12 protein-coding genes, 1 pseudogene and 1 riboswitch are annotated in these 13,186 nt (G+C 33.9%); of the genes and pseudogenes, 6 read left to right on the forward strand and 7 right to left on the reverse strand.

Annotated elements, in window-relative coordinates:
* Positions 1–151: 151 nt before the first annotated feature.
* The 7 genes from BDW31_RS10060 to BDW31_RS10090 form a co-directional block, all read right to left on the reverse strand.
* The gene (locus BDW31_RS10060) at positions 152–2,116 is read right to left on the reverse strand and encodes a fructose-bisphosphatase class III (RefSeq protein ID WP_053025339.1); all 1,965 of its coding nucleotides are present in this window, start codon (positions 2,114–2,116) and stop codon (positions 152–154) included.
* Between the two features lie 319 nt (positions 2,117–2,435).
* On the reverse strand, positions 2,436–3,050 hold the full coding sequence (uptA, locus tag BDW31_RS10065) for an undecaprenyl phosphate transporter UptA (RefSeq protein WP_053016422.1): 615 nt from the start codon (positions 3,048–3,050) through the stop codon (positions 2,436–2,438).
* A 113-nt stretch (positions 3,051–3,163) separates the two neighbouring features.
* Positions 3,164–4,162, reverse strand: coding sequence for a ThiF family adenylyltransferase (locus BDW31_RS10070; protein ID WP_053025341.1), 999 nt, complete (start codon positions 4,160–4,162; stop codon positions 3,164–3,166).
* Complete coding sequence (locus tag BDW31_RS10075; RefSeq protein ID WP_053025342.1) at positions 4,162–4,929, reverse strand: thiazole synthase; 768 nt, start codon at positions 4,927–4,929, stop codon at positions 4,162–4,164. The genes BDW31_RS10070 and BDW31_RS10075 overlap by 1 nt, the downstream gene beginning before the upstream one ends.
* 1 nt (position 4,930) lies before the next feature.
* Positions 4,931–5,131 (reverse strand): sulfur carrier protein ThiS, encoded by a 201-nt coding sequence (gene thiS, locus BDW31_RS10080; protein ID WP_037550281.1) that lies wholly within the window; start codon positions 5,129–5,131, stop codon positions 4,931–4,933.
* Positions 5,115–6,230 (reverse strand): glycine oxidase ThiO, encoded by a 1,116-nt coding sequence (thiO, locus tag BDW31_RS10085; protein ID WP_053025343.1) that lies wholly within the window; start codon positions 6,228–6,230, stop codon positions 5,115–5,117. The genes thiS and thiO overlap by 17 nt, the downstream gene beginning before the upstream one ends.
* A complete protein-coding gene (locus BDW31_RS10090; protein ID WP_053025348.1) occupies positions 6,223–6,813 on the reverse strand; it encodes a thiamine phosphate synthase in 591 nt (196 codons plus the stop codon). Before BDW31_RS10090 ends, thiO begins: the two co-directional genes overlap by 8 nt.
* A gap of 63 nt (positions 6,814–6,876) precedes the next feature.
* Positions 6,877–6,986: riboswitch (TPP riboswitch) on the reverse strand.
* Between the two features lie 339 nt (positions 6,987–7,325).
* Between BDW31_RS10090 and BDW31_RS10095 the strand changes: the two genes are divergently transcribed.
* From BDW31_RS10095 to BDW31_RS10120, 6 genes and pseudogenes are all read left to right on the forward strand, one after another.
* On the forward strand, positions 7,326–8,606 hold the full coding sequence (locus BDW31_RS10095; protein WP_053025344.1) for a pyruvate MFS transporter: 1,281 nt from the start codon (positions 7,326–7,328) through the stop codon (positions 8,604–8,606).
* 240 nt (positions 8,607–8,846) lie between these two features.
* Positions 8,847–9,131, forward strand: a complete 285-nt coding sequence (locus BDW31_RS10100; RefSeq protein WP_037550272.1) for a putative quinol monooxygenase — start codon at positions 8,847–8,849, stop codon at positions 9,129–9,131.
* Positions 9,132–9,299: 168 nt separating this feature from the next.
* Positions 9,300–11,237, forward strand: a complete 1,938-nt coding sequence (locus BDW31_RS10105) for an FUSC family protein (RefSeq protein ID WP_053025345.1) — start codon at positions 9,300–9,302, stop codon at positions 11,235–11,237.
* 71 nt (positions 11,238–11,308) lie between these two features.
* A complete protein-coding gene (locus BDW31_RS10110) occupies positions 11,309–11,728 on the forward strand; it encodes a DUF2188 domain-containing protein (RefSeq protein ID WP_053025346.1) in 420 nt (139 codons plus the stop codon).
* Positions 11,729–11,892: 164 nt separating this feature from the next.
* On the forward strand, positions 11,893–12,591 hold the full coding sequence (locus tag BDW31_RS10115; protein ID WP_053025347.1) for a GTP pyrophosphokinase: 699 nt from the start codon (positions 11,893–11,895) through the stop codon (positions 12,589–12,591).
* Positions 12,592–12,732: 141 nt separating this feature from the next.
* Positions 12,733–13,035: pseudogene (locus BDW31_RS10120) on the forward strand (alpha/beta fold hydrolase); the annotation flags it as partial.
* Positions 13,036–13,186: the final 151 nt, after the last annotated feature.

Below are 13,186 nucleotides of genomic sequence, written 5' to 3' on the forward strand. Positions count from 1 at the left end.
CTTAGCAACTATGTTTCATAATCCATTTTAGAATTACTTACCTATTTGTGTGCTTTACTATCTGTTATTAAGAATAAACAAAATAAAGGGCAATTTCTATTTTGAATATATAGAAATTGCCCTTTATTTTATGGTGTCATAAATATTTGTATTAATTTAAGTATCTATCATGCATTAATAATTTTAAGATGCGGATTTGTTCTTGAAGTACTTTACCATCATTGGTATCTCTGATTTTTTGGCGTTGCAATTCTTCATCTACAACACGACGAACTGATAATTCATCTGCACCGTCTGATAGTACTTTATCTCTTGAATCAAAATGTTGATGTGCGACTAATTGCATGCCAAATGAATTGTAAAGTAATGTATAACCCGCAATACCTGTCGTTTTTTGATATGCTTTTGAGAATCCACCATCGATAACTAACATTTTACCATCTGCTTTGATAGGGTCTTCACCATCTATTTCTTTAACAGGTGTATGACCATTGATAATTCGACCTTCATCTGGATTGAGACCGAAGTCTTTTAACATTTTGCGAATCATATCAAGATCTTCTCTTAAATAATAATATGGATTCTTAGGTTCTTTATGAGAAGCCTTATCTTCAATAAAGTAACGTTCAAATGTTGTCATCGCTCTTTTTCCGAAAAGTGAACTATATTTACCAGTCCATAAATACCACACTAAATCTGTTGATAGATCATCAGTGATTTCTTTGTAGTCGTATGCATAGCGTACATGTCTTTCAAACACGTCTAAAAGGTCACGACCTTTATGTTGTTTACCTTCAATTTCGAATGATTCCATTTCTCCATTCTCATCAACAGGGATACAACCATGAATAAGAAGATTGCCATTATATGGAAGGTAAAGTTTTCCTTTCTTCATCAAGAACGACATGTGACGTTTCAATTTCTCAGATTGTTGGAAAGAAAGTAGCAGTTTATTCATAACTTCTTCTTCCTCAGGTAATAATTTACCAGGATCTTGTGGGTCCACAGTACTGAAACATGTATCTTTTAAAGGATATGTTTTACCGTAAATCGTGATTTCATTCGTATCATAGTTGACCTTTTCCAAGACTAAACGGTCTTCCATTTCAAAGGTAGGACGACGTTTGATAATTGGCATTTCTAGTTTGAATTGAATCATCGCAATGGCTTGATGAATCTTAGTGATTTGGCTTTCTTCAAGTTTAGATAGCCCAACTGGTTTATCAGGGCGTTTCTTAGGTTTAAATGCAGGATTATCACCACTATAATGTTCTTCAGCAAGCGTTAATAACGGACGTAAATTAATTCCATAAGCATCTTCAATAATATCTAAATTATCGTATCGTGCACATATTCGAAGTAGGTTGGCTAAACATACTTTAGAACCAGCATATGCACCTATCCATAAGACATCGTGGTTTCCCCATTGAATATCAACAGAGTGATAATTGATTAACGTGTCCATAATCTTATCTGGTTGAGGACCACGGTCGTAAATATCACCAACTACATGGAGATGATCAACTACTAGACGTTGGATACTATAAGATAAACCAATAATTAAGTCGTCAGATTGTTCTAACTCGATAATTTGATTTACTAGTGTTTCATAATATGATTTTTTATTGTTGAATTCATTATTCTTATAAAGTAGCTCTTCAACGATATATGTATATTCTTTCGGTAACGCTTTACGTAATTTTGAGCGTGTATATTTTGATGAACAATAAGTAATTAAATCAATTAATTGTTCAATTGTAGTAATATACCAAACATTCAATTTTCCCTTTGAATCGAAGTTATTTTTCACAAGTTTTAATTTTTCTTCAGGGTAATAGACGAGGGCAGCTAAGTCATCGATTTCTTTTTGGGATAATGTCTTTGCATAAAGGTCATTTATTTTTGAACGGACATTACCTGATCCATTACGCAATACATGTTGGAACGATTCGTATTCACCATGAAGGTCACTGACGAAGTGTTCAGTACCTTTTGGTAATTCTAGAATAGACTCTAAATTGACAATTTCTGTTGCTAACTTCTCAGGACTATCAAATTGTTGTGATAATAAATCTAAATATTTCTCTCGTAATTCACTTTCAGTCGTTTGTGTCATCTAATTTCACTCCTGTTTGGAATTGATATTCATATGGGTAGATATGTCATAAAATCGCTTACATTAATTATCTTTAAAAAGCACTACTTTTTCAATGGTGATGCTTAAAATGTCAGAATTAATTCTTAAAGTTTAAATATATGTAAGACAAAAGCCTGGGACATAATTTAATGACTCAGGCTACAAATATATATTGTCAGTAGTTGACTGATTTAAAAATGCACTTGTAACAAGCTTTTTTTAATTCTAGTCAACCTTGCCGGGGTGGGACAACGAAATAAATTTTGGAAATATTATTTCTGTCCCACTCCCTTAACTGTTATTTAACTCGGTTTCTGTTTTTAAAGAATATTCTATAAAGTAAGTAAAGTACTGCAAGAATAATAATGACATACATAATATATGAATAAGTGTGTAAACCAGCCATTAGGGCATCGAAACTACCACTTAGCATACGGCCTAATAGGATTAGGGCGAAGTTCCAAATTGTAGTACCTAGTAATGATAATACTGCGAACGTAACGACATTCATTTTATTGATACCTGCAGGAATTGTGATTAATACACGTAATACTGGAATAAAGCGACATAGTAATACTGCCCATGCACCATAACGCTTAAACCAGTCATTTGCGCGCCTTACATCTTTACCTTTAAGTTTAAACCATTTACCATGTTTATCTACAAAACGATAAATACTTTCTTCGTTAATTAAACGGCATAAATAATATAGGATTAATAATCCAATAAATGATGCGATTGTTGATATAAGGAATAAAATAGGTATTGATAAACCCGACTTTACAGACATTAAACCAGCAAAGGTAAGAATTATTTCAGAAGGGACAACAGGTAAAACATTCTCTAATAAGATGAGAATAAAGATTGCTGTATAACCCCACTTACTTATAAAATCAGTGATTAATTGTTCCATTTATATTCAAGAACTCCTTTTATTAAAAGCATTATTTGTGAAATTAAAAATTCATAGTAAATTTATTATAATAAAATTTACTATGAATTACTTGTATAAACCTATGTGTATTTTTATTTTAGCGCTTTTAAATAAGAATGATACAACTTAATTGCTTCTTCATCATCTTCGATGCCATAAACATTCATACGTCCATCTTTAAATAAGGTAATTTCATAATCGTCATCTTTAATTAATTTTGCGAAAGAAGTGGATTTCACAATTTCACAGGGAAGGTGGTGTGCGTGTTCAAATATACTTGGCTGATATCTAAAGAGATATGTACGTCCACATAAGCTTTCAATATGCTGCTGGTGTTTCGTTTCTAAGAGTGAGTAGTGTTGATTCGCACATACCTCACACGCGTGATCTTTCAATATATCGACCTTCATCGCTTTATAATCGATATGCCACGTATCAATAGTGATTAGTTTCTTTGAAAAACCTTCTCCAGATAGGTAACGAAGTACTTCTGCAACTTCATAACTTGCTACTTGCGTAATAATAGTTGGTAGTACGCCATTAATTGCACAACTTTCGCCACTTGATGGCATTTGTTTTAGGAGACATTTTAGACATGGTCCTTTGAAATCAATGCCATAAACTGTTCCTTTATTGCCGACAGCAGCACCATATACCCAAGGAATTTGATGTTTGTGACACACTTCATTGATGAGATAACGAATTTTAAAATGATCCATCCCATCGATAACGATATCTGGTTTAACTTCATTTAATATATCTTCAATATTGTTTGAAGTTATTTCTTGGTAATACGTTTGTACGTCTACATGATGATTGATATGTGCAATATGTTCTTTTATTGAGTGTACTTTTGGTACCATATTTTGAGCGTCATCTTCAGTATAAAGCGCTTGTCGATGTAGATTAGACGTTTCAACTATATCCATATCAACAATTGTGATGTGATGTGCCCCCATTCGAGCAAGAAGCTCGGCGACATGACTACCTAATGCGCCGGCACCTAGAATAAGTAACTGTGCATTAGAAAGGGCATGCTGTCCTTGTTCACCAAAAGGAGAGAATCTCATTTGACGATTGTAACGTTGCATTATAAGAAACCTAAACCTTCAGTTGGGCTTGATGCTTGGGCAGTATATTTTACTGGGATTCGTCCTGCTTCATAAGACAAGCGACCAGCATGAATACCTAATTTCATTGCTTCTGCCATCTTCACAGGATCTTTAGCACTTGATACTGCTGTATTGAGTAGAATACCGTCAGCCCCTAATTCCATCGCATGACATGCATCTTTCGGAGAACCAATACCAGCATCAACGATAACTGGCACATTTGAGTTTTTAATAATGTAACTTAAATTAAGTTGGTTGTTTATGCCACGGCCTGTTCCTATTGGAGATGCTAATGGCATAACGGCATGCACACCTAATTCTTCTAAACGTTTAGCTAAAACGACGTCATTAGAAATATATGGACATACAATGTAGCCACGCTCTAGCAATACTTTACAAGCTTCATATGTTTCAAATGGATCAGGTAATAACGTTTCATCATCACCAATAACTTCTACTTTAATCATGTCACATACACCTGCATGTTTAGCGATTTCTGCAATACGAATGGCTTCTTCAGCAGTTTTTGCGCCAGCAGTATTTGGAAAAGTTATAAAGTCTTTTAAATTAATGTTTGCTAGTGGATTAGGTAAATTCTTGTCATACAAATTCATACGTCTTACTGCGAAAGTAAGTACATTTGTTTCTGAAGCTTTAATCGCTTCTGTTTGTATGTCTTCATTTTCAAACTTTCCTGTACCTAGTAATAAACGAGATTGTAATTCTAAATTTCCAATTTTAAACATTTTATCCGCCTCCAACAAATTCTAATAATTCTAATTGGTCATCTTCACGTACCGTGTGTTGATGATAATCTTCTTGTTTAATTAATGTTTTATTATGTTCAACAATGACACGTTCTGGGTCTAATTCTAGAGAGATGAGCACTTGATGAATTGATTGCTCAGTGTCGAATGTGAATGCATCGCCATTAATAATGCATTTCATGATTTAACCTCCTTGAGACATTGAAAGATTCATAGCGAGATGGTTTGACTCCAGTTAATAGCCAATTTGCAATGTCACGACCAATAACAGGGGACAATAAAATACCGTTTCGATAATGACCGGTAATGACATATAATCCATCGTCAACTCGGTCCATAATTGGTAATTCGCCATTGGTATATGGACGTACGCCAGACCATTGCTTCATGATACGTGCGTTTGCAAGTTTAGGTATACGTTCTGTCGCATAGTGTTTTAACCATAAGACGCCTTGTTCCGTATTACCTACAGAATAATTATCAAATTCGCTAGTAGCACCAATTAAGTAACGATTAGGCGCTTTCGGAACTATATAGCATCCATTAGTCATAAATACCGTTTGCTGTAAGTTTAAATCGTCATGTTCCACTAGAAGCACTTCACCTTTAACGCCGACAACCTCACGAGGCAATTGATATTGTTTTAACAATTGAGATGACCATGCACCACCTGCGACAATGATTTTCTTCGCATATAAATCACCTTGAGATGAAACGATTTGATAGTAACCATTATGGCGAATAATATCTGTTACATTTGTATTGAAGTAGCGCGAAATACGACGCTGTTGTAAGGATTTAAATAATGCTTTCGTATAATGATTTGCATTGATTTGTCCATCATTTGGAATGTAGATTGCCATTTCAGATGCAACCACACTACCATCGGTTAAATCTGCTAATTCATCGTCTGATAGTTCAATTACATTGTCATCTAAGGCGTGTAAGAATTGAAATTGTGAGCGCAAATGCTCAACATCTTCAATTTGATTTGCGATTTTAATCAATCCAGATGATTGATATTGAATATCTATTCCAGTTTCATCTTGGAGTGTTTCGCATAATTCAGGAAAGCATTCACGTGATTCTAGAGCGAGACGAAATAAGTCACTGTCTTCTGTAAATTCATTTTGTGCACCTAACATGCCTCCAGCTTTATATGAAGCATGTTTACCAGGTATATCACGGTCGACAATTGCAATGTCGAGTTGCGTATGACTTAGGTGTCTCGCAATGGACATTCCGATAACACCAGAACCAACAATAAGTACGTCATGCATCTTTCAACCACTCCTTTCGTAGATGTTGAATTTGTTGTAAAGATGCGCTCATAAAATAAGAAATTGCACAAATTCCTGCAAAGCCATTTGGAAGCCGTTGTATCGTATCTTCAGTAATACCTCCTATGGCATAGACTGGAATCGGAACTTGTAACACGGCTTTGATTTCAGACATTGATCTAGGCTGCTGATTTGGCTTAGAAGCCGTGGTAAAGATATGACCATAAAAGACATAATCTAATTGATGTTTATAAGCTTGTTTCACCGAGTTAATAGTGTGCGTCGACATGCTTACTTCAACATCAGGATGTTGTGCTTTATAATCGAACGCTAATGTGTCCATTTCACGACAGTGCAAGCGTTTAAGTTTTAAGGATTCTAATAAGTCAACATCACTATGGATAATAATTTTGTTACTTGGAAAGCCAGCAGCGATTAATTTTTTTAAAAAGGAAAATAAATCATCACTAGACATAGGCGTACGAAAGAGTAAACCATCGATGCCTTTATTAATTTCAATGAAGTATTGTAAGTCTGCTTCTGTTAAATGTTTATAAGTTGTTATCGCAATAAAGATGTCTATCACCCCTAATAAATGAAAAAACGCTATCTCCTTAGTAGGAAATAGCGTTAGTATCTATGTAACGATATGTGTAAGCCACTTTCCTACGCCAGTACAAACTGGATCAGGTTCCAGGAATTATAAAGTTCTTTCTTTACTCTCAGCCTTAAACGAAGGCACTTCCAGTGGATAAATTATCTATTTAATTTTAAATAATGATGAGTAGCGTTTCATTTCAAGTTCATTCTACAATTTTTTTAAATGGAGTTCAAATTTTAATGAATATTGAGATTGCAAAGCGTAAATACGAATTTAGTGAATAAAGTAACCAACGATGTACAATTTAATAAAAGAACTTTCCAATAAGGACTTGAAAACGATTTCAAAAACTGGTAATATTATTAAAAATAAATGCTGAAACCTTATGATGGTAAGGGTTTTAAGGGAGTTATTTTTACAAATAGGGAGTCTCATGATTATATTAGACAACATATTTAGAATCAACAAATTAAAGGAAGTAGGAAAAAGAGGATATGGTACAAAGACAAAAGAAAAGTAGTGTTCGTTGGTTTTTCGCATTAGCATTTTTTATCATAGGTGTTATTGCTTACATGGATAGATCTAACATCTCATATATTGCCCCACAAATGATGGAAGATTTACATATGACAAAGCAACAATTTGGTCTATTAGCTTCATTCTTCTCATTAGGTTACGCGTTAATGCAAGTACCTTCTGGTATGTTAGCTGAGAAATTTGGACCTCGTAAGATGATTACAATCGCTTTAGTATGGTGGAGTGCTTTCACTATCTTTACAGGTATGATTAAACATCACGGTTTATTATATTTAGTGCGTTTCTTATTCGGTATTGGGGAAGCGCCAATGTATCCGTCAAACGCTGTGTTTAATGCAAACTGGTTCTCTAAAGATGAGAAAGGTAGAGCATCTAGTATGTTACTCGCTGGTTCTTATTTTGGACCTGTATTAGCGCCTGTGATTACTATTGCTATTGTAAATGCATTTAATTGGCAAGCTGTATTTTACATCTTCGGTGCTGTAGGTATTTTAATTGCAATACTATGGGGAATCATTGCGAAAGACTTACCAGAGCAACACCGTATGGTTAATGACGCTGAGAAACATTTCATTATGGAGAATCGTGACCTTGTTCAAACAAGTAAATCACTACCACCTTGGAATCAATTCTTCCGTCGTGTAAGTTTCTATGCGATTGCAGGTCAATACTTTGTAGTACAATTCGTTATTTCATTATTCTTAATTTGGTTACCAACTTATTTAACTGAACAATATCATGTTGAATTTAAAGACATGACGATTAGTTCATTACCTTGGTTTATCATGTTTATTTTAATTTTGTCTGCTGGTGCGATTTCAGATAAAATTTTACGCAGCGGACAATCAAGATTCGTTTCAAGAGGTTTAATTGCCATTGTTGGTTTCATCGTATTTGCAATTTCAATTTTCTTTTCAGTACATACTGAGAATTTATACGTAACGATTTTCTGGTTATCACTTGGCTTAGGTGGTATGGGTATATCAATGGGTATGAGCTGGGCAGCAGCTAATGACATTGGTAGAAACTTTGCCGGTACAGTATCTGGTTGGATGAACTTATGGGGTAACATTGGTGCATTATTAAGTCCATTCTTAGCTGGTGCGTTGGTTGCATCACTTGGTTGGACAATGACTTTCCAATTATTAATTATTCCAGCAGTCATCGCAGCAATTTTATGGTTGTTTGTATCACCAGACAAACCATTGATTAAAGATGAAAGTCGTGAATTAAAATAATTTCATATAAGCTAGGAAATCATTCCTAGAATCTAGCCAGTAAGTGGATTTTAATTAATTCATTTACTGGCTTATTTAATTATATTACTTGCTAAGTGCTTTGGAACATAGATTCACTAAATGTCTATTTTGAGGAAATATAATAAAATGTGTTTAAAGCTTAAAGTCACATTATTGTTTTATGTATGAATGAAAATGGTAAAATAGTATTAATTAATCACAAAATTGAGGGTGAAATGTATGATTATTATTAATGCCAAACTTAAAGTAAGTGAAGAACATCGTGAAGCCTATTTAGATTTAATGACGAACTTAGTTAAACATGCACGTGAAGAGGAAGGAAATACATTTTATAGCCACTATGAAGATGTAACTGAACGAAATACATTCGTAGTCGTAGAGAACTATAAAGATCAAGATGCGGTTGAAGCACACAACCACTCAGACCATTTTAAAGTGTTCAGCGAAAATATCGGCAAATATATTACAGAAAAACCAGTCATCGATGTTGCGGAAGCCAAATAATTAAAGAAATTTTCATAATAATATACATTACTAAGGTAGGATTTGAAATCTATGTCACAGATATAATTTCAATCCTACCTTTTTTGTAAATTAGACAATGGTCATCATATAACTTAATAAAAAGTGTTACCATTGAATATGTATGTTTTATAGAAAGGAAAGATAACATTGGGAAATGTTTTAAACTCACTTATCACATTTGACACAAGTAAAGTTGACCTGATGAAGGGTGTCAAACAAGGCTTGTTATTAATTATCCCAGCACTATTAGGTTATTTCCTAGGCAATTTTGCATTAGGATTGCTTGTATCGACTGGGACGTTGGCGCATATCTATGTGTTCAAAAGTTCACCCCGCTCAATGATTAGAACTGTTATCTTATGCTCATTGTCATTTGCAGTATGTATGATACTGGGCACACTTACAGTTACTGAGCCGATATTATATGGTGTAACATTATTATTAGTTACAGTCATCCCATATTACATCTTCAGTGCATTGAAGATTGCAGGACCATCTTCAACATTCTTTCTTGTAACGTTTTGTTTACCAAGTAACTTGCCAATAGCACCAAATGAAGCGTTATACCGTGGTTTAGCAATTCTTGTTGGTGGTGCGATTGCTACATTAGTAGTCATCTTGACAATACTTTTCCAAAAACAAAAAATCGAAAATAGAGCGATTAATTCGGACTTTAACATGATTAAAGAATTAATGCACAATTATAATGATGTCGATAAATTTAAAGAAAGTACAAAAACAGCGGTAACACAGTTTAAAAATTCAGATGAATTGTTAATCACTGCTACGGCTGGAGTGAACCAGAAATTGAGTCCGCGCTTTCAAAGACTGTTATTACTCCACACATCGGCACAGGGGTTATATTCAGAGTTATTGGAACTACATGAAAAAGGTATGCGCCCTATACCAAATGAATTAGTTGAAATGATGGATGTTGCGATACGAAATGCATATCGAACAACAGCCTCTCGTGAAAAGTGGGCAAAAGAAGTTCATGTAGATGAAGCATTTGATGATTTATTACAATATATCTTGAAAATTGATGAAATTACGAACTTAGATTCAAGTCAAATTGAACATGAAGCAAGTGTTCGTAAACCGTTATATAGTCAACGTATCATTCATAATTTAACATTAGATTCGATTGTATTTCGAAATACATTAATATACGCCGTCATTATGGCAGTAGCAATCTTTATTTCATTAGCCTTTAATATCCAAAAATCTTACTGGATACCATTAACAGCACATACAGTCTTATTAGGCATGACAACTCGACGTATGTTAGACCGTTCTGTTGCTCGTGGACTAGGTACTATCTTAGGAACACTTGTCTTATCAGCCATATTGTATTTCAATCCACACTTAATCATTGCCGTTATCATAATGGGTATTACAGCGATGGTCACTGAAACATTTGTAGGTTCAAACTATGCGTTCGCAGTTATATTTATCACAATCCAAGTTATATTATTAAATGGTTTAGCATCAGATAACCTTTCAATCTCAATTGCCTATACACGTATCTTTGATGTATTAATCGGTATAGCAATTGCAGTTGTTGGAATTCTTCTTATTAACCGTCAAACAGCGTCTGCCATGTTACCACGAACGATTGCAGAAGTGGTTCGTAAGGAAGCGGTCATCTTCCAATATTTATTCTCAGAGAATCACTACCAAGATGATTTACGTGAAAGAGATGAAAGTTTAGCACTTTCAGTGAAAATGAGTAACATGATTCAAATCAACAATTCAGCAAGTGATGAATTGTTCTCTAATCAAGAAGTAATTCGTTATTATTATCCAAGTATATTTGCCTTGGAAGAGATTAACTTTATGTTAATGCGTGCGATGCAAGATCATCAACGTCAACGTATTTCAGATCAGCAAATGGGAGAATACCTAGTTACTTTTGAAAATTTAGCGAAACATTTCGAACTTCAAAGCCGACTTGAAATTAATGAACTCTCCGATTTACCTCAATATAATTACATTAAATCGGCATTAATGAGACTACAAAATAATTGTGTGCATACACGTAAAGATATAGATGATGTTGAAAATGGTGTGGCGATTAAAGCATAGTCCAATAAGCAAGTTTCACTCTAAACGATAGTGGTAAAGCAAACTATCAAGTTAAAAAGGAGTTTGATAGGATGCCTTGGACGATGGATGATTATCCGAACACGTGGAAGAACTTCGATGAATTAGAACGTAAGAAAGCAATTGATATTGGTAATGCTATGTTAAAAGATGGTTATAAAGAAGGGGATGTTATACCGATTGCTACACAGCAAGCTAAAGATTGGTATAAAGATGCGACGAAAGATGAGCTAGATGAATTAAAACATAAACACATTACCCAACACAAAAAAGATCAATCTGCAAATCCAAAACTAAATGACGAAAATGTACATGTCTATTTCGAAGATGATGAATGGAAAGTGAAAACAGAAGGTGCGAAACAAGCGTCTGATACGTTTGAGATGAAAGCAGAGGCCACTAAACGCGCACAAGACATCGCTGATAATCGTGGTACAAAAGTCATCGAACATAATAAGAATGAATCATCATAATTAATAGTTGCAAACCTTTATGTCTAGACGCATTGTTCAATATAAAGGTTTGCATTTTTAATTATAAATTTAATTGTTAAAAATAATGTGAAATCAAAGAGTATTATTTTTAGTTCATTTTGCAATTCGCTATAATATACAGTGATGATTAAGGAGGAAATACTATGTATGTAGAAAGAAAACCATCATTGTATATAGAAGAATTACGAAGTGAATTTAAAGATAACTTACATCATTTTAAAGATGGAGACGAAGCCTTTGATAGACTTATTGGCTTCGTAGAACTGGACCACTTATACTCCTCAGCCTTAAAAGAAATCAGTACAAAATTAGATATTCTAGATGACAACTTTAATCACGTTTATAAACACAACCCTATTCACCATATGGAACGCCGTGTGAAAGAAATGAACAGCTTAATTAAAAAGTTGCACCGCAAACAACTAGATATTAGTGCAGAAAGTGCTCGTGAACATATATTAGATATTGCAGGTATTCGCGTTGTTTGTAACTATTTAGAGGATATTTATGTCATTGAAAAGATGCTATTAAAACAAGAGGATGTCAAACTTCTAAAACGTAAAGACTATATTAAAAATCCAAAAGACAACGGCTATCGAAGCTTACATATTGTTGTGTCTATCCCAGTATTCTTATCAAATAAAGTTGAAAAGCTTCCAGTGGAGATTCAAATTAGAACCATTGGTATGGATATGTGGGCATGTCTAGAGCATAAAATTCGCTATAAAAATAATGCGAGTACGGATGATTATAGTGATATGTTAAAAGACTGTGCACTTGAAATTGCAGATGTAGAATCTAAAATGCAATCAATTCATTCTGCTATTTCAGATAATAACTAAAATGATTAGTTTAAAGTATAACTTGATGAATTGTACGTAACTTGCAACACTTCTATAAGTTATACTTTTTAATTTGCCTCTGTTTTGATAATTTTGTGATAAAATAATAATTTAGTAATATAGCAATTTTTGAGGTTGATTATGAACAGAAAACATTTCAAAACACAAATTTATCAATTGAAAAATTATCATAACGAACAAGTCGAAGTGGCATTTGCCGGGAATCAAACTTCAAATAGGGCAATTGTCTTCTTACATGGGGCAATCATGACCTACCGCATTATGACGATGTTTGAACCGTACTTTAGAGAATATAAGATGATCTATATTAACTGTCCAAGCCGTGGTAAAAGCTCAAGTATCGATCGCAATAATCACACATTAGATGATTACTCTGAACGAATTGAAGACGTTTTGGAACAAATTGTGGCTCTACGTCAAATCGGACTGATGAGTCCAAATATTGAGATTAAGCAACCTTAGGTTGTTTAATCTCTTTTTTTGTTGTTGAGGCAAATAGTCGCGAAGTTATAATAATTCGATTATGCAAATTATCATAATTTCTATAACCAAAAGATACCCTTTTAATGAGTTT

This window comes from Staphylococcus sp. AtHG25, from assembly GCF_003217445.1.
Lineage (GTDB): Bacteria > Bacillota > Bacilli > Staphylococcales > Staphylococcaceae > Staphylococcus > Staphylococcus haemolyticus.

What these genes read in the sequence shown, in the direction of transcription:
- BDW31_RS10060 (WP_053025339.1), bottom strand. Translation starts at nt 2,116, where the DNA reads ATGACACAAACGACTGAAAGTGAATTACGAGAGAAATATTTAGATTTA.
- uptA (WP_053016422.1), bottom strand. Translation starts at nt 3,050, where the DNA reads ATGGAACAATTAATCACTGATTTTATAAGTAAGTGGGGTTATACAGCA.
- BDW31_RS10070 (WP_053025341.1), bottom strand. Translation starts at nt 4,162, where the DNA reads ATGCAACGTTACAATCGTCAAATGAGATTCTCTCCTTTTGGTGAACAA.
- BDW31_RS10075 (WP_053025342.1), bottom strand. Translation starts at nt 4,929, where the DNA reads ATGTTTAAAATTGGAAATTTAGAATTACAATCTCGTTTATTACTAGGT.
- thiS (WP_037550281.1), bottom strand. Translation starts at nt 5,131, where the DNA reads ATGAAATGCATTATTAATGGCGATGCATTCACATTCGACACTGAGCAA.
- thiO (WP_053025343.1), bottom strand. Translation starts at nt 6,230, where the DNA reads ATGCATGACGTACTTATTGTTGGTTCTGGTGTTATCGGAATGTCCATT.
- BDW31_RS10095 (WP_053025344.1), top strand. Translation starts at nt 7,326, where the DNA reads ATGGTACAAAGACAAAAGAAAAGTAGTGTTCGTTGGTTTTTCGCATTA.
- BDW31_RS10100 (WP_037550272.1), top strand. Translation starts at nt 8,847, where the DNA reads ATGATTATTATTAATGCCAAACTTAAAGTAAGTGAAGAACATCGTGAA.
- BDW31_RS10110 (WP_053025346.1), top strand. Translation starts at nt 11,309, where the DNA reads ATGCCTTGGACGATGGATGATTATCCGAACACGTGGAAGAACTTCGAT.
- BDW31_RS10115 (WP_053025347.1), top strand. Translation starts at nt 11,893, where the DNA reads ATGTATGTAGAAAGAAAACCATCATTGTATATAGAAGAATTACGAAGT.